12 protein-coding genes are annotated in these 16,961 nt (G+C 53.6%); 9 read left to right on the top strand and 3 right to left on the bottom strand.

The window, feature by feature from the left end; genetic code table 11:
* Nucleotides 1-11: 11 nt before the first annotated feature.
* A complete protein-coding gene (gene purE, locus RHH27_RS13155) occupies nt 12-533 on the top strand; it encodes a 5-(carboxyamino)imidazole ribonucleotide mutase (RefSeq protein WP_206200512.1) in 522 nt (173 codons plus the stop codon).
* Here the strand turns inward: purE and RHH27_RS13150 are convergent.
* The gene (locus RHH27_RS13150) at nt 508-1,215 is read right to left on the bottom strand and encodes a hypothetical protein (protein ID WP_302678502.1); all 708 of its coding nucleotides are present in this window, start codon (nt 1,213-1,215) and stop codon (nt 508-510) included. The genes purE and RHH27_RS13150 overlap by 26 nt on opposite strands.
* Nucleotides 1,216-1,430: 215 nt before the next feature.
* Between RHH27_RS13150 and RHH27_RS13145 the strand changes: the two genes are divergently transcribed.
* The 4 genes from RHH27_RS13145 to RHH27_RS13130 are packed head-to-tail and all read left to right on the top strand — an operon-like array spanning nt 1,431 to nt 8,032.
* A complete protein-coding gene (locus RHH27_RS13145; RefSeq protein ID WP_206200510.1) occupies nt 1,431-3,662 on the top strand; it encodes a bifunctional (p)ppGpp synthetase/guanosine-3',5'-bis(diphosphate) 3'-pyrophosphohydrolase in 2,232 nt (743 codons plus the stop codon).
* Nucleotides 3,663-3,712: 50 nt separating this feature from the next.
* A complete protein-coding gene (locus tag RHH27_RS13140) occupies nt 3,713-5,752 on the top strand; it encodes a putative PEP-binding protein (protein ID WP_302678501.1) in 2,040 nt (679 codons plus the stop codon).
* Between the two features lie 34 nt (nt 5,753-5,786).
* Complete coding sequence (locus tag RHH27_RS13135) at nt 5,787-7,853, top strand: serine/threonine-protein kinase (protein ID WP_302678500.1); 2,067 nt, start codon at nt 5,787-5,789, stop codon at nt 7,851-7,853.
* Between the two features lie 26 nt (nt 7,854-7,879).
* Nucleotides 7,880-8,032 carry a hypothetical protein gene (locus RHH27_RS13130; RefSeq protein ID WP_302678499.1) on the top strand — a complete coding sequence of 51 codons (153 nt, stop codon included), beginning with the start codon at nt 7,880-7,882 and terminating at the stop codon, nt 8,030-8,032.
* Here the strand turns inward: RHH27_RS13130 and RHH27_RS13125 are convergent.
* Nucleotides 8,029-10,179: an HAD-IIB family hydrolase gene (locus RHH27_RS13125; RefSeq protein ID WP_302678498.1), complete on the bottom strand. Its 2,151-nt coding sequence runs from the start codon at nt 10,177-10,179 to the stop codon at nt 8,029-8,031. The genes RHH27_RS13130 and RHH27_RS13125 overlap by 4 nt on opposite strands.
* Before the next feature lie 63 nt (nt 10,180-10,242).
* On the opposite strand from RHH27_RS13125, the gene RHH27_RS13120 reads away from it, so the two are divergent.
* The 4 genes from RHH27_RS13120 (at nt 10,243) to glgB (ending at nt 15,147) form a co-directional block, all read left to right on the top strand.
* Nucleotides 10,243-10,929 carry an energy-coupling factor ABC transporter ATP-binding protein gene (locus RHH27_RS13120; protein ID WP_302679172.1) on the top strand — a complete coding sequence of 229 codons (687 nt, stop codon included), beginning with the start codon at nt 10,243-10,245 and terminating at the stop codon, nt 10,927-10,929.
* 143 nt (nt 10,930-11,072) lie between these two features.
* Complete coding sequence (locus RHH27_RS13115; protein ID WP_302678497.1) at nt 11,073-11,615, top strand: hypothetical protein; 543 nt, start codon at nt 11,073-11,075, stop codon at nt 11,613-11,615.
* A gap of 56 nt (nt 11,616-11,671) precedes the next feature.
* Entirely contained in the window at nt 11,672-12,763 is a 1,092-nt protein-coding gene (locus RHH27_RS13110; RefSeq protein WP_315862935.1) for a quinone-dependent dihydroorotate dehydrogenase, read from the top strand.
* 83 nt (nt 12,764-12,846) lie between these two features.
* Entirely contained in the window at nt 12,847-15,147 is a 2,301-nt protein-coding gene (gene glgB, locus RHH27_RS13105; protein WP_302676882.1) for a 1,4-alpha-glucan branching enzyme, read from the top strand.
* Here the strand turns inward: glgB and RHH27_RS13100 are convergent.
* Nucleotides 15,144-16,958, bottom strand: a complete 1,815-nt coding sequence (locus RHH27_RS13100; protein WP_310742748.1) for an ABC transporter ATP-binding protein — start codon at nt 16,956-16,958, stop codon at nt 15,144-15,146. The genes glgB and RHH27_RS13100 overlap by 4 nt on opposite strands.
* Between the last annotated feature and the right edge of the window lie 3 nt (nt 16,959-16,961).

Genomic DNA, 16,961 nt, shown 5'->3' with positions numbered 1-16,961 from the left:
AGGAAAGAGGGATGTCAGAGATGCCGCTGGTTGCCATTGTCATGGGCAGTGATTCGGATTTGCCAACCCTGCAGGGGGCGATCGCCATCTGTGAACGCTTTGGCATTCCCCATGAAGTGGCGATTCTCTCGGCTCACCGCACGCCCCTTGCCATGGTCGAGTTTGCCCAAAATGCCCATCAGCGGGGTCTGAAAGTCATTATTGCGGGTGCCGGTGGCGCTGCCCACTTGCCCGGCATGATTGCTGCCTTAACTCCCCTACCCGTGATTGGCGTACCCGTACCGAGCCGACACTTACAGGGGCTGGACTCCCTCTACTCCATTGTGCAGATGCCGGCTGGGATTCCCGTGGCGACGGTTGCCATTGGCAATGCCCAAAATGCAGGCCTATTGGCCGTCCAACTATTGGCCAGTCATGATCCAAAGCTGCTGGAGCAAGTGATGGCCTATCGTCAAGAGTTGGCCGCGACGGTGACCGCCAAGAATCAAAAACTGCAAACCCTAGGGGCTAGCGCTTATCTGCAACAGCAGTAATCTCTGATTCAGGTTCTAGGGACGAACCCGAGAGTCTTGCCTTTTGCAGATCCTGTCGAAAGAGGGGGAGAATACGGCGACATTGATCCACAAAACTCACTAACCATGTTTCCAACTGCTGCTGTTGAGTTGGGTTCACAAGAGTCTTCCCAGTTCCTAACGACCCGTGGTAGGTGATGTAGCCATCATCGGTAACAACAAAATCAGCAAACCAACTACTAGAAGGGCGGCAGGCTCGCCAGTAATTCGCGACGATGACTTTGCCAAGGTATTTTTGGGCTAATTCACTGACGCGGTTCAAGTGATCGAGGGCTTGAGCCACCGTTAAAGACGGCTGCTCTTTGACAGGGATGACTGGCTCCCTAGGCGCAGCTTGAGGACTCTCAGAGGGGCAGTCCATACCTAAAATCCGCCATAGTTTTTCCTCAAGGCTTTTGAATTGCATCTGTCGGTGAGACCCCTCATTCCCCTCGTTGCTGAGGGAGCGGTGGAGGCGCACAATCATCTCTACAGCTGCTAATTCTGAGGGGGCAAGGGATTCTAGGCGATTTAGAATATCGTTCTCGCGATCGCCCCCAAGGGACGCTTCGCGATCGCCCGCTGCTTTCTCTAAACTTTGACCGGCGAGGGCAAAAATATCGCTTCCTTGATTGAGTAAACGCAGAATGTAGTGCCTTGTCATTGGTGTGAGTGAGACCCCCACGATACGCTTCCCCCTTGCTGATTAAAGTCCTTAATTTTTATGTTAAAGGAGATCAAAATTGAACAATCCCTAGCTGTAAAACTTGAGAGGGTTTAGGAACGTCTTTACGATCAGGATTCGCGCGATAGGCATGAAATTGAACTAAAATATACGTACTCGAATCCACTGTGCTGCTCTCCCGATCGCCTGCTGCTATGAACGCTTTTGCACCTAGCTTGCCGACTGATATTGAATTACCCGATTGGTTAGCGACGTGCCTGCGAAATCCAGAGCCTGAGAATGGGGATGATTTAGTCTGTCGAGCGTTTCAATTTGCCTACGACCTACACCAAGGACAGCGGCGGGCGTCTGGGGAACCCTACATTGCCCATCCTGTGGCAGTGGCAAGTATTCTGCGAGATTTAGGCGGGGGGCCTGCTCTTTTGGCGGCGGGGTTTCTCCACGATGTGATTGAGGATACCGCTGTTACGGCAGAGGAGCTAGAAGCCAATTTTGGTGCCGAGGTGCGGCGACTGGTGGAGGGGGTCACTAAGCTCTCGAAGTTTAACTTCTCCAGTAAGACGGAGCGGCAAGCGGAAAGTTTCCGACGCATGTTTTTGGCGATGGCGCAAGATATTCGGGTCATCGTTGTCAAGCTGGCCGATCGCCTGCACAATATGCGCACCCTAGAGTATCTACCGGAAGATCGCCGCCGTGCCATTGCCCAAGAAACCCGTGATGTCTTTGCCCCCTTGGCCAATCGCTTGGGGATTTGGCGGATCAAGTGGGAGCTAGAGGATTTAGCCTTTAAGTATTTAGAGCCAGAAGCCTACCGCCGCATTCAGGAACTGGTGGCGGAAAAACGCGCTAATCGCGAGGCACAACTGCAGCAGGCGATTCAAATTCTCTATGACCGCTTATCGGGAATGGGCTTTGGATACTTAGAAATTAGTGGCCGTCCCAAACACCTCTATAGCATCTATCAAAAAATGATGCGGCAGCAAAAAGAATTCCATGAAATCTATGATGTGGCGGGCATTCGCATTCTGGTGGCCACAAAAGATGAGTGCTATCGTGCCCTTGCCGTCGTCCATGACTGTTTCCTTTCCGTGCCAGGGCGGTTCAAGGACTACATCAGCTTGCCCAAACCCAACCAGTATCAATCGCTGCACACGGTGGTTATTGGTCTTGGGGGGCGCCCCTTGGAGGTGCAAATTCGCACATTGGCGATGCACCATGTCTCTGAGTATGGGATTGCTGCTCACTGGAAGTATAAAGAAACAGGTCATTCCTTGCCGCAACAGTGGAGTGCTCGCGATCAAAAATTCACTTGGCTACGGCAACTGCTGGATTGGCAAAATGACCTCAAGGATGCCCAAGAATATCTCGATAGCATTCGCGATGATCTCTTTGATAAGGAGGTCTACGTCTTTACGCCCCAAGGGGATGTCCTTGCCCTGCAACAGGGGGCGACGCCCCTCGACTTTGCCTACCATATTCACACCGATGTCGGGAATCACTGTGCTGGGGCACGGGTGAATGGTCGGATGGTGCCCTTGGATACACCACTGCGCAATGGCGACATAGTTGAGATCATCACCCAGAAAACTGCCCACCCCAGTTTGGACTGGTTGAACTTTGTTAAAACCACAACGGCACGCAATCGTATTCGGCAGTGGTACAAGCGATCGCGCCGCGATGAAAACCTGCAGCGGGGACGGGAATTACTGGAGAAGGAACTGGGCAAAGCGGGTCTAGAAGCCCTTCTGAAGTCACCGCAGATGCAACAGGTGGCAGAGCGCAGCAACTACCAAAGTGTCGATGATTTAGTGGCCGCCTTGGGCTATGGCGAAATTACGCTGAATCTGGTGGTGAATCGGCTGCGGGCAATTACCTTAGCGCGTCCAGAGACAACCCCACCGGAACTGCCTTCAGAATCTGCCCCTGTTAACCGTGTACCCGCCGCCACGAAACCCAGTGATTCCCCGATTCTTGGGGTGGAGGGTTTGGTTTATCACATTGCTGGCTGCTGTTGTCCTGTGCCCGATGAACCGATTATTGGCGTGGTGACGTTGGGGAGTCGGGGTATTTCAATTCATCGTCAGGGCTGTAGCAACCTAGAGTCGGTGTCGAGCGATCGCCTGATTCCCGTGAGTTGGAACACAAAAGTCAATCAACGCCGTCCCCAAACCTACCCTGTGGATGTGCAAATTGAGGTGATTGATCGCGTTGGTATTCTTAAGGATATTTTGACCCGTTTAACTGATAATCAAATTAATGTGCGACGAGCCAATGTCCACACAGATCCGGGACGCACGGCGATTATTGATTTGTGTATTGATATTGTGAATGCAAAGCAGTTGGATCATCTCTTGGCGCAAATTAGAAAAATCACTGATGTCCTCAACATTCGTCGCCGTCAGCAAACGGAAGTGAGTTCTCCCTAGGTCGGATCGTCCGCTCCCAGACCCCCAAGGACGATTAAGGAAACGCATTTGTGACATCACTCCTTCTGGAACCCCTACAACAGTACCCAGCGGAAGCCCTTTCCCCAACATTGGTTGCCCTGCAAGAGGCGCAAAAAATCTTGCCACCGCCTCATCCTGTCTGGCTGACTTCCACCAATGTCTGGCAACAGTTACGCTCTGGCGTCATTCCCCTGTGGCACGCGGCCTGCGATCGCTGGCAAGAGGTGCCCCCCAATGCGGCGGATTTCAAGGCACTGGCACTGAGGATGACCCATGAATTAACCCCTTTGGATGTGGGGGAGTTAGAAACAATTTTTGCTGCTTGTCATCACTTTTGGCAACAACAGGGGGGAGAACGTCATCTTGTTCTCACCACCTATCTTTGGCAGGAAGCGGTGGACTTACCTTGGGGGCTAGGCCGTGGAACCGTGTTACATCATCCCAGTTTACCCCTGTGTCATCAGGCGATCGAAGCGGCCTTTGCTGCCCTTGTCCAAGCCAAGAATCTCTATACCTATTGGCAGCAGGGATGGGATTTTTGTCACCTCAAAGTGGCGATTTTGCTTTACCCCTTGAGTACCATTGTTGCCTCAGGCTGGTGGACAGGGAGTGATCCAAGGTTGCCGGCGATCGCCAGCGGTGTGACGCTCCCCCATCACGGCATTCCTTTGCCCCCAAGGGGAATTGAGCTGACGCCCGCAGAGGAACAATACTTGCAGCAGGCCTGTCGCGGGTCGGCGTCCCATCTTTGGGTTTGGCATCGCAGTCAGACACAGGTTTGGTGGGGACAGTGTTTAGCAGAACCTCTGCCGCTGGCGCCCTTGCCGCAGGCCGTGGAGCGCACCCTCATAGCTGAAGGGCTACCCGCTGCGCCGGGGCAGGCGATCGCCCCTGCCCTTGTGGTTACAGACCCCTGTGCTCCTGCGGCTGTTGCTGGGCAGATCTTGGTGAGCAAAAGTATTCCACCCCACTGGTTGCCCCTCGTGAGTGCTGCGGTTGGTGTGATTTGTGAGCAGGGGGGCTTAACCAGTCATGGTGCCATTCTGGCGCGGGAATTGGGACGGCCAGCGGTGGTCGGTGTGGTAAATGCGACTCAGCAGATTAGTTCAGGAATGACGCTGTTTCTAGATGGTCATCGGGGGTCTATCTATCAACTGCCCCCAGAGCCATTGCCCGTGGTGGCGACCCCCTCGCCGCAAACGCCCTCACTCCCGACGGTCAAGCGGTTGCCGTTGCCGGTCATGGTAAATGTCAGTCAAGTCAGTGCCCTGCGGTTATTGCGATCGCTCCCCTGTGATGGCATTGGTCTATTGCGCTCAGAGTTGATGTTGTTGGCCTTTTTGGATCATCGCCATCCCTGTCATTGGTTGGAGCAGGGGGACGCTGAGCAGTTGCGCGATCGCTGGGTGCAGCACCTCTGTGAATTTATGCGGGCGATCGCCCCCCGTCCCCTCTTTTATCGCACATTGGATTTACGGCCAGCCGACTATCGCCAACTCTTGGGGGGACATCAGTTTGAACCGGCAACGGATTGGGGGCTGCGGGGAGTGAGTCGCTATCGCCATTGTCCAGAGCTGTTTCATTTGGAACTGTCAGCGCTGGCGATCGCCCACCGCTTAGAAGCCTGCCCGCTGCGTATTATTCTTCCCTTTGTCCGCAGTGTCAGTGAGGTGGTCTATTGTCAAAAGGCTCTTGCCCAGCATGGTCTGACAGCCAAGGCGGGTGTGGAACTGTGGGTAATGGCGGAGGTGCCGGCCATTTTATTTTTACTGTCTGATCTGGCCAACCTTGGCGTTGCTGGCATTACGATTGGCACCAATGATCTAACCCAACTGCTGTTGGGCATTGATCGCGAAACAACACTACCGGAATTAAATGAAGACCATCCTGCCGTTAGGGGGGCGATCGCCCAATTGATTCAACAGGCCAAAGCCCATCACCTAGGATGCCATCTGTGTGGCGAAGCCCCCACTCGCTATCCCCATTGGCTGCCGTGGTTAATTGATTTGGGGATTGACGGCATTTCTGTGAGTCCTGAGGTTGTCACCCAAGTGTTGGATCAGTTTTAATCGTGAATAAAGTGGTGCTTCTTGATGCAAAATCATGCTTATCTACTGCACCCGCCCCCAGTGTTCCCATCCCCACAATGACCTGCCTGAACTAGAGGGGGATGTCCCGGCGGATACCATTAGCCAAAAGTACTGCGCCAACTGCGGCATGCCCTTAATTTTGCGGGGGCGCTATGTTGCCCAACAGCTGTTGGGACAGGGGGGCTTTGGTATTACTTACCTAGGGCGAGATTTGGATACGCCCGCCAAGCGCCAATGTGTGATTAAACAGCTCCAAGTTGAAACCTCAAATCCAGACCTCTTGCAAAAAGCAGAAAATTTATTCAAGCGAGAAGCACGACTCCTAGAAACGTTGGGGGAACATCCCCAAATTCCTACCCTATTTGCCTTCTTTCAGGAGCGGGTGAGCAGCAGCACAGGCAAAGCAGAACAACACTATTTTTATCTAGTTCAAGAATTTATTGATGGCGATACGCTTGAGTGTGAACTTGCCTATCGCGGTTATTTGAGTGAAGAGGAAGTTCGTGAGGTCTTAAAGGATCTCCTACCTGTTTTGCAGTACATCCACGATCAAGGGGCTATTCATCGAGACATTAAGCCAGCAAACATCATTCGCCAATCGGCAAAGAACAGTAAATTTCCGGGGCAGCGTCGCCTTTACCTCATTGACTTTGGTGCAGTCAAGGAGATTTCCCGTGTTACCGAAGTTGCGAAGGGGCATACAAAAATTTATACAGCGCATTATGCCGCACCAGAACAAGTTAGAGGTGAGCAGGTTTTTCCGAGTTCCGATCTGTACGCCCTAGCAGTGACCTGTATTGTCTTACTCACGGGCAAAGATCCCAAGGAATTGTTTGATAACTACCATCACACTTGGAATTGGCAAAAGTATGTCCAAATCACACCAACGTTTCGCGATGTTTTGGTAAAGATGCTGGCCGTTGCACCCAGCGATCGCTATCAATCCGCCAAGGAAGTCGAAGCTGCCGTAGCGGATGCAGAGACAGAAACAAAAAAAACGTTAGAGATGCAGGCGCTAGAAACACCACTGATTACTAAACTGGTTACTGAGGAGTCTCCACCACCTCGCTTAGCGCCGTCGGTCAACTGGCTGCTTGAGAAGTACAACAGTGGTTTGCAGAGTGATTGGTTAGAGCTGCAAAACTATGGAACACTGGTGCGTCCTTCAGGTTCTCAAAGCGAGGGTGCCATTTTTACTGAGTGTCCTGCTCATCCCAGCTATTTAGTGATCACAGATATCAATCAACAGTCTTGGCTTGTTCCCTTGCATAGGGGAGACTTCGATGCTTACTTATTTCGGCGAACGTTGCCCCAGCACCCCAGTGAAAAGTCAGGGCAATTGCTGAGGCCAGCACGGGTTGAACGGCAGGATCAACATTGGCGGATGATTGAGGCAGGCAGTATTGTCCATGAACCGGTTGTCACACCCCCACCCCTCTCTACCACGCCTACAGGACAACCCTTCTCTGGGACTCAATCAGTACCCACAGCTCAGTCATCATTCGCACCGTGGTTTATCCTCGGCTCACTTGTGATTGCCTTTGGGAGTATGTTTGCAGCGATGGCTGTAATTTTGCTGTCGAACCGCCTAGAACCCCGCCCTCCCTCGCTAGCCAATTCCCCTACTGAAGTCGCAGAAACTCCTGACCAATCGCCCCCTATTGAATCTCCGTTGCCAACCCCAGAAACTGTTTCTACGCCCCCACCCACTGCAAGTGCTAGCGAACGCGTCCTGCTTGACCCGGAGCTGCTCCCTGATCCCAGCCTTTTTGTTGAAAATTACTATGCTCTGATTAACGCCGGCAATTACGAGGCAGCGTGGCATCAATTGACCAGCTCTTTCCAAAATGATGCCTCAGCACACCCCAACGGCTATGGTTCATACATCGATTGGTGGACTAAAGTGCAGTACGTTGATGTTTATAGTACTGAAGTTGTCGGTTTAACTTCAGATAGAGCCGTTGTTGATGCAAATCTTCACTACATAATGAACTCTGGTCAAGATTTTTATCAAACGCTACGCTTTACTTTAGTCAATGTTGGTGGCGAATGGCTAATTCAAGGAACCCAAGCTCTCTAGCGTGCTAGCGGGGGAGTCACTGGCTGATGCAGGATGGCACGGAGTTCAACTTGGCACTGCAGAGCAATCCCAAACTCAATCCCACGCGACAACCGACAGTGGAGGCACTGGCTCAGATTCTTGCCGATTACCGCGCCAAGGGCATTTCTAGTTTGACGTTATCGCAGGCTTTTCGTTAGAAGCCATAGTGTTCAATCGCTTCGAGAATCCCTTGGGCATAGTGACCTTGGGCAAAGTAAATATGGGGGCGATCGCGCAACTTTTCCAATTCCGGACTGTGATTGCCCACAACAACAGCAAGGGTATTCCCCGTCAGCATTTGCTCGTCATTGCCAGAGTCCCCAGCCACCAACAGTTTTTGCAGCGGATAGCCCCACTTGAGGGCAAGATAGCGCAGGGCATCGCCTTTAGAGGCACGCAGGGGCAAAATATCCAAGAACTGATTGTGGGAGAAAATTGGCCGACAATGGAGTTTCTGCTGCCGTAGCAAACGTAACACCGGTGTAATGCTGGGGAGAACCGTGGTATCCACGTTGTAGCTAATTTTGTGGGAGCGTTGATTTTCTGGGGGTTGCAGCGTCAGGCCTGCCACATCGGCGAGGGTGTCTCTCACCCGTTGGGGTTCCCAGCGATAGCTAATGTGCTGCTGCCAACTGGTGTCGGGAACCAAGTGAGGGCCATAGTGAATTTCACTGCCCACGGACGTAATTAAAACATCGGGAATCGGCACGCCCCATTCATGGAGGACCTCTAGGGTAATTTCGAGATGACGCCCCGTTGCCACCCCAAAGCCCATTTCAGGACGGCGTTGCAGAAGTGTTAAGAGTCGCTCAAGGGCAGGGCGATCGCCAATCAAGGTATTGTCAATATCACTAATCAACAGGCGTTCGAGGGTGAGCAGGCGGTTCCGTGTCAGCGTCGTTGGCAGTTTATTACTCTGGTACTGAGCCGGTTGGCGTTGCACACTCAACACGGGCAAGACTGATTTTTCCGCCAGTTGAGCAAGGGCGTGCAGATACATCTCCACATGACTGCGCCAAGAGTAGTGGGCTTGTACCCCCTTCAGGCCATTGTCTGCCCAAGTCTGCCACTGGCTATCACTTTGAAAGGCTTGATGCAAGGCACTGCGAATGGCTTCTAGATCAAGGGCATCAAAGAGCAACCCATTGCGACAGTGGCGGAGAATCTCCTGCGGCCCGCCATCCGCTGTCGCCAAAATCGGTAATCCACAGGCAGCCGCTTCAATGAGCGTCAAGCCAAAGGGTTCAGTGAGGGCAGGATTGATAAAGACCCCCCGTTGCTGCGCGGCTAAACGGTAAAGATCGGGGACTTCATCACTGGTGTGGGTTTTCGGATAGGCGACTTTGCCATAGAGGTCATAGCGATCGACCAGCAAAAAGAGTTCGGTCAACACTTGGCGAGGGCTGGCCTCCATCTTGCTAATATCGGTGCGATTGCCGAGTACTAAGACCAGATTCGCTCGCTCCTGTAAAAAGGGATCAGTGCCATAGACATTGAGCAACGCAGCCACGTTCTTGCGCGGTACTGGCCGGGAGAGGCAAAAGATAAAGGGCTTTTCCGGTTCCACTAAAAAGCGACGCAATTCCTTGCGAAAGGGTAAATCGGCAGGGACAGGCCCTGGATAGAAACGGCGGGTATCTACCCCCGGCGGAATGACGGCCATCCGCGACGGGTCGTATTGATCGTAGAGGCGATACTGCTCTTCGACCTCCTGATGGGTACTGGCAATAATGAGTGCGGCACTGGCAAGGGTTTGCTCCTCGGCTTCAATGCGAGTCGTAAAGTGAAACTGCTCCTCAATGGCATCGGGCTTACTACCCTGGGCAAGGAGTCGCTGTCGCTTGACCCGGCCGAGGGAATGCCCAGTGTGAACAAGGGGAACCCCCAACCAACCGGCAACACGGCAGCCCACATAACCAGCATCGGCATAGTGACTGTGGATCACATCGGGCATGCGGCCACTTTGGCGAAGATGGCGCAACAGTTCATCGGCAAATACGTCTAAATAAGGCCAAAGCACTTCCTTGCGCAAATAGCGGCGAGGACCACAGGCTAGGCGGACAATGCGGGCGCGATCGCCAATTCGCTCAATGGGCTGGGCATAGTCGGGGCTGACCTTGGCATCGGGAATCAGACGAGTGACCAAATCCACCTGCGCCACCCGGGGATGGGCTGCAAGGGTTTTTGCCAGTTCGACCACATAGCGCGTTTGTCCTCCCGTATCGGCATCGCGTCCTAGTTCAAGGCGATCGCCCCGAATCAAACCATGAATACTGATGAGGACAATGTATAATCCATCTTGCATAGCCGCTCCCTGACTTGGTGCACGACAACCCAATTGGGGGTCATCCTCACCCTACCGAAAAACATGAGCATTGTCCAAAAACCCATGGCGGCAATCCCCCCAGCAATTCATCTCAAAGAGGTCTCCTTTGGCTGGTCGCCAGAGGTTTTAGTGCTGGATCGGGTGTCCCTAGAAATCCCGCGGGGGCAACTATGGATGCTCCTCGGCCGCAATGGCAGTGGTAAGTCAACACTGGTGCGTATTTTGGGAGGTCTCTTGCAGCCCCAAAGCGGTGAAGTCTATGTGGAGCAACCCCTTGGCTTTGTCTTCCAGAACCCCGATCACCAACTGGTGATGCCCAGTGTCGGTGCGGATATTGCCTTTAGTCTCAATGGTGAATCCCTCAACTATTGGCAGGTGCGCGAGCGCGTCAGTGCCGCCCTACAAGCTGTGAATTTACAGGGGCTAGAACGCCGTCCCATCTATGCCCTCAGTGGCGGCCAAAAACAGCGGGTAGCCATTGCCGGGGCGATCGCTCGCCATTGTCGGGTGCTATTGCTCGATGAACCCACGGCACTCCTTGACCCCGATAGCCAGCGGGAACTCCTAGGCTACGTGCGCCAACTGGTCAACAGCCAAGGGATCACCGCACTGTGGGTCACCCACCGTCTCGATGAACTGGCGCAAGCGGACGGTGCCATTGTTCTGGATCGTGGCAAAGTGATTGGCCAAGGGGCACCCAGCGACATGATGCCTCTGCTGCACGCTTGAAAAGCCAACCATTCCTGCACCGAAAGGGATCTCTCAAACCGCTGGCACTCCTCTTGGGCTGCTATGATCAAGGACTAGAGATATAGAATGCTTGCATACGAATTCACCTGTAGGATTGAATTATTGCATTAGGAGCGATCGCCATGACTGAAACGCCTCAAACCCCACCCCCCGAAGAACCCACGGCCAAAGCTAGCCGTCCCGCCCGTCGCAGCACCCCGCCCGCCAAAGAAAATAGCGGTCAAATGGTTTCCCTTGCCGAAAAAACGGCTCTTGCCCCCGCAGGCACAACCACAGCCAGCGACATCGTGGTATGGCAAACCTTTAATAGTGCCGGCTTGCGTCCCATTGAAGCCAGTCCCGTGCAAGTGGTGCACATGATCAAAGATGCCGGCGAGCGTCCGGTGCTCAGCAGTGGCCTGCAAATCTACGACAGCATCAACTCCGCCGGTATTCGCCCCATCGTGGCCACCAATTTCCGCGTGGTTGAAACCCTGAACATCATGGGGGTGCGCCCCGTGGCAACGGATGACTTTGAAATTGTCGAAACAGTGAATTGGATGGGCATTCGTCCGATTACCACCAGTGGCCTGCACATTGCTGAAACCTATTATTCCGCTGGGGAACGGCCTGTGGCTTCTAATATCATTGATGATTCACCCGTCCTCATGGGCTATCTGGACTAGGGGCATAGTGTTGATCATTCAACCCTTTAGGTGGGGGAATGGCAGTCTGAATGGCCATTGATCCTTATCGGCACCTGCTGCGGCCACTTCTTTTTTCTGGGTTGCAGGCGGATCCAGAATTTCTGCACCAGCAGTTTATCTCCCTCTGTGGGTGGCTTAATCAGGATCGTGCCCTGAGCACTTGGCTGCGGCAGCAACTTCAGCAACGCTATGCCCTTTCAGATCCCCGTTTAGAGCGGCAAATGTGGGGACTACGCTTTCCCAATCCCATTGGTTTGGCGGCAGGGTTTGATAAGAATGGTGTCGCCCGCAGTGTCTGGTCGGCCTTTGGCTTTGGCTTTGCGGAGTTGGGCACCGTCACTTGGCAGCCACAACCGGGAAATCCGCGTCCGCGCCTCTTTCGCCTAACAGCCGATCGCGCGGCGATTAATCGCATGGGGTTTAATAATGCCGGCGCAGAGGCCATGGCCGCCCTTTTGGAGCGATCGCCCCCGCCAACGATTCCCATCGGTATCAATTTGGGCAAGTCAAAAATCACCCCTTTGGAAGCTGCAAAAGAGGATTACTTAGCCAGTTTTCGCCGCCTGTATCCCCTTGGCGATTATTTCGTGATTAATGTGAGTTCTCCCAACACACCGGGGTTACGGGATCTGCAAGCCAAGGAACAACTAGAACCCATTTTGGAGACGCTACAAACCGCCAATCACCCCCGCAAGCCCCTGCTTCTGAAAATTGCCCCCGATTTGAGTTGGGAGCAGATTGCGGCAATTCTTGATCTGATTCAAACCTATGAACTCGCCGGCATTGTGGCCACCAATACCACAGTGGCACGGGAGGGGCTAAAAACCCAGATGATTCCGCAGACGGGGCGATCGCCGGCGGACGAGGCGGGAGGTCTCAGTGGTGCCCCTTTGCGCGATCGCGCTACCGCCGTGATTCGCTTTATCCACAAAGAGACCCAAGGCACTCTGCCGATTATTGGGGTGGGGGGGATTTTCACGCCAGAGGATGTGATCGAAAAACTAGCAGCCGGTGCAACACTGGTGCAACTCTACACCGGTTGGATTTACCAAGGACCGAGCCTATTGCGAGAGCTACTCCAAGGACTCTTAGCCCACGCCACCGATCAAGAGAAGCCAGAGAAATAGCGTCTGTGCCCTTGTCAAGGGGAGCATTCTAACTGTTAACTTTTCTATAGTATTGTCTCTATATTTTACGAAAGTATAAAAATATGACCGTTTCGCCCGAACAGATTGACCGCATTGTTTCCAACCAGCACCACGATCCCTTTGAAATTTTGGGATGTCACCAGATCAGTGAGAATGGCCAATCCATGTGGGCGGTACGCGCCTATTTACCCAATGCCGAACGGGTGAGTGTCCTCTGTCCAGAGCAGCGGCAAGAATATCCGATGACGCCAGTGCACCACCCCCACTTTTTTGAATGCCGCATTCCTCTGCCGGAACTGAATAATTATCAACTGAAAATTTATGAAAATGGCCACGAGCGGGTGATCTACGATCCCTATGCCTTCCGCTCCTCAAAGCTGACGGATTTTGATATTCATCTCTTTGCCGAGGGCAATCACCACCGCATCTATGAAAAACTCGGGGCACACCTGCTCACAGTCGATGGCGTTGCAGGGGTGTATTTTGCCGTCTGGGCACCCAATGCCCGCAATGTCTCTGTCATTGGCAACTTTAACCACTGGGATGGCCGCAAACACCAAATGGCACGGCGCGGCAATGGCATCTGGGAACTCTTTATCCCCGGCTTGGGTGTGGGCGAGCACTATAAGTACGAAATTAAGAACCAAGACGGCCACATCTACGAAAAATCAGATCCCTACGGCTTTTACCAAGAACCGCGTCCCAAGACCGCCTCTATTGTCACCGACCTCAACAGCTACGAATGGGGCGATAACGACTGGCTAGAAAAACGGCGCCACACCGACCCCCTGACGCAGCCGATTTCCGTCTTTGAGGTGCATTTAGGATCGTGGCTCCACGCCTCAATGGAAGACCCCCCTATTGGTGCTGATGGCCAACCCCAAGAACCCGTACAGGTGGCAGAACTCAAGCCCTGGGCACGCTTTCTCACCTATCGCGAATTGGCGGCCAAACTCATTCCCTACGTCAAGGAATTGGGCTACACCCACATTGAACTCTTGCCCGTTGCTGAGCATCCCTTCGATGGCTCTTGGGGTTATCAAGTCACTGGCTACTACGCCCCCACCTCTCGCCATGGCAGTCCCCAGGACTTTATGTATTTCGTGGATCAGTGCCACCAAAACGGTATTGGTGTGATTGTGGATTGGGTACCGGGGCACTTTCCCAAGGATGGCCACGGCCTCGCCTTCTTTGATGGCACCCACCTCTACGAACACGCGGATCCGCGCAAGGGCGAACACAAGGAATGGGGCACCCTTGTCTTTAACTATGGTCGCCACGAAGTGCGCAATTTTCTGGTGGCCAATGCCCTCTTTTGGTTTGACAAGTACCACATTGACGGTATTCGCGTGGATGCCGTGGCCTCGATGCTCTATCTTGACTATGCCCGCAAGGAGGGTGAGTGGGTACCCAATGAATACGGCGGACGGGAAAATTTAGAGGCGGCCAACTTCCTGCGCCAAGTCAACCATGTGATCTTTAGCTACTTTCCGGGAATTCTCTCGATCGCGGAGGAGTCAACGGCCTGGCCGATGGTCTCTTGGCCAACCTACATGGGGGGATTGGGCTTCAACCTGAAGTGGAATATGGGTTGGATGCACGATATTCTGGACTACTTCAGCATGGATCCGTGGTTCCGCCAGTTCCACCAAAACAATGTCACCTTCAGTATGTGGTATCACCACAGCGAGAACTTCATGCTGGCGCTCTCCCATGATGAGGTGGTGCACGGCAAGAGTCACATCATTGGCAAAATGCCGGGCGATCGCTGGCAGAAATTCGCCAATCTGCGCTGTTTATTTGCCTACATGTTCACTCACCCCGGCAAGAAAACAATGTTCATGGGGATGGAGTTTGCCCAATGGAGCGAGTGGAATGTCTGGAGCGATTTAGAGTGGCACCTGCTGCAATACGAACCCCACCAGCAAACCAAACGCTTCTTTGAGGATCTCAATCGCCTCTACCGTTCACAACCTGCCCTCTACACCCAAGATTTCAAACAGGAGGGCTTTGAGTGGATTGACTGTAGCGATAACCGCCATAGCGTTGTGTCCTTTATCCGCTGGGATAAGGACTACCAAGATTTTGTGGTTGTCGTCTGTAACTTTACACCACAGCCCCACAGCCACTACCGCATTGGCGTGCCGGAGCATGGCTTCTATAGTGAATTGTTTAACAGTGATGCCCGCGAGTATGGCGGTAGCAACATGGGTAACTTGGGCGGTAAATGGGCGGATGAGTGGCCTTACCACAACCGCCGCTACTCCCTTGATCTCTGCTTGCCCCCCTTGGCAGTGCTGATCTTGAAACTGGATCGCGAGAAAACAGCCGCTGAGCGGGCACGCTATAACCTCACACCCTAACCTTCAGGGAGGAGCTGGCCGGCCTGGACTTGCCAGAGGCCGTAATAGACGCCCTGCTGCGCCAAGAGTGCTTCGTGTGTCCCCTGTTCAACAATGTCGCCCTGCTCTAGAACGTAAATGCAGTCGGCGTGGCGAATCGTCGAGAGGCGGTGGGCAATGGCAATGGTGGTGCGATGGGCGGTAATGTGGGCTAGCGATCGCTGGATGGCGGCTTCGGTTTCGTTATCCACGGCGGAGGTGGCTTCATCGAGCACTAGAATCGGTGGATCTTTGAGCAGGGCGCGGGCGATCGCCAGCCGCTGCCGCTGACCGCCGGAGAGTTTTTGCCCCCGTTCGCCGACCACCGTGTCGTAACCTTGGGGCAGTTGCTCGATAAAGTCATGGGCTTCCGCCAATTTTGCAGCATGCACAACGTCTGCTAGGGTGGCCTGGGGGCTGCCATAGGCAATGTTCTCAAAGACGCTGCCATGGAAGAGAAAGACATCCTGACTCACCCAACCAATGGCACGGCGCAAGTCCCGCAGCCGATACTCGCGAATATCCACCCCATCAATGAGAATGCGCCCTTCTTGCACCTCATAGAACCGCAGTAACAATTTCACAAGGGTACTTTTGCCGGATCCCGTGGAGCCGACAATGGCGATCGTCTGACCTGCAGGCACGTGCAAGCTGACATTTTTTAGCACCGGCGCCCGACCCGCGTAGGCAAAGCTGACGCATTCAAAGCGCACCTCCCCTTTGACATGGCGCGGATCAAGGGGGCGATCGCCCGTACAAATCGCGATCGGCGTTTCCAGCAAATTCAGCACCCGCTGCGTTGAGGCCATGGCTCGCTGATACTGATCCAGTGTTTCCCCCAAACGGGTCAAGGGCCAGAGCAAGCGTTGAATCAGATAGACCATCGTGCTGTAGGCGCCCACATCCAAGCGCCCCTGAAAAGCGGCAAAGCCACCCAGCACCAACGTTCCCGTAAAGCCAAAGAGGATCACAAAGCGAATCAGGGGAATATAGGCAGCACTGAGGCGAATGGCGCGGCGATTACTCTGTTGGTAGGCTTCACTATCCCAGCGCAGGCGCTCCAATTCGTAAGCCTCGGCAGTAAAGCTCTTGATCGTTTGAATACCTGAGATATTGTTAGCCAAGCGTTCGTTGAGGCGTCCCGCCTTTTCCCGCACATCGGCATAACGAGGGGCGAGTCGCCGCTGAAAGATGACGGATCCCCAGAGAATAAAGGGCATCGGCAGCATCCCCCAGATCGCCACATTGGGCGCCAAATAAAAGAAAATCCCACCAATCACTAAGACGGTGGTTGTGACTTGCAACACCTCGTTGGCACCGCCATCCAAAAAGCGCTCGAGTTGGTTAATGTCATCATTGAGAATCGAGAGCAACACCCCACTGCTGCGTTCTTCAAAAAACGCCAAATCCATCTCTTGGACATGGGCATAGGTCTCAAGGCGCAGGTCGTGTTGAATCTGCTGGGCTAGGTTGCGCCAACTGCGGGCATAGGCATACTCAAAGAGGGATTCCAAGCTCCAGATCACAAATGATAGGCCGGCCAAGGCCAACAGTTGCTGCTCAAAGGTCACCAGCCCCCAGCGGGCGAAGAGGGAATCCTGCTGCTTCACCACCAGATCCACAGCAATCCCAATCAGAACGGGGGGAGCGAGATCAAAAATTTTATTGAGGATAGAGTAGAGGGAGGCAAGCCCCACTTGGCGTTGGTAGCGTTGGCTGTGGTGCAGCAGTCGTAAAAACGGATGCAAGGCTTCTTGGCCTCCCCAAAGTGCAGGATGATCGCGGGCAAGCAAATC

Origin of the sequence: Thermosynechococcus sp. PP555, from assembly GCF_031583225.1 — a bacterium.
GTDB lineage: Bacteria > Cyanobacteriota > Cyanobacteriia > Thermosynechococcales > Thermosynechococcaceae > Thermosynechococcus.
The sequence above is the reverse complement of the archived record's forward strand: the minus strand, read 5'-3'. Positions and strand labels throughout refer to the sequence as shown.

Bases quoted from the DNA above. Each gene is read 5' to 3' on its own strand.
- purE (WP_206200512.1), top strand. From the start codon at position 12: ATGTCAGAGATGCCGCTGGTTGCCATTGTCATGGGCAGTGATTCGGAT.
- RHH27_RS13150 (WP_302678502.1), bottom strand. From the start codon at position 1,215: ATGACAAGGCACTACATTCTGCGTTTACTCAATCAAGGAAGCGATATT.
- RHH27_RS13145 (WP_206200510.1), top strand. From the start codon at position 1,431: ATGAACGCTTTTGCACCTAGCTTGCCGACTGATATTGAATTACCCGAT.
- RHH27_RS13135 (WP_302678500.1), top strand. From the start codon at position 5,787: ATGCTTATCTACTGCACCCGCCCCCAGTGTTCCCATCCCCACAATGAC.
- RHH27_RS13130 (WP_302678499.1), top strand. From the start codon at position 7,880: ATGCAGGATGGCACGGAGTTCAACTTGGCACTGCAGAGCAATCCCAAA.
- RHH27_RS13125 (WP_302678498.1), bottom strand. From the start codon at position 10,179: ATGCAAGATGGATTATACATTGTCCTCATCAGTATTCATGGTTTGATT.
- RHH27_RS13120 (WP_302679172.1), top strand. From the start codon at position 10,243: ATGAGCATTGTCCAAAAACCCATGGCGGCAATCCCCCCAGCAATTCAT.
- RHH27_RS13115 (WP_302678497.1), top strand. From the start codon at position 11,073: ATGACTGAAACGCCTCAAACCCCACCCCCCGAAGAACCCACGGCCAAA.
- glgB (WP_302676882.1), top strand. From the start codon at position 12,847: ATGACCGTTTCGCCCGAACAGATTGACCGCATTGTTTCCAACCAGCAC.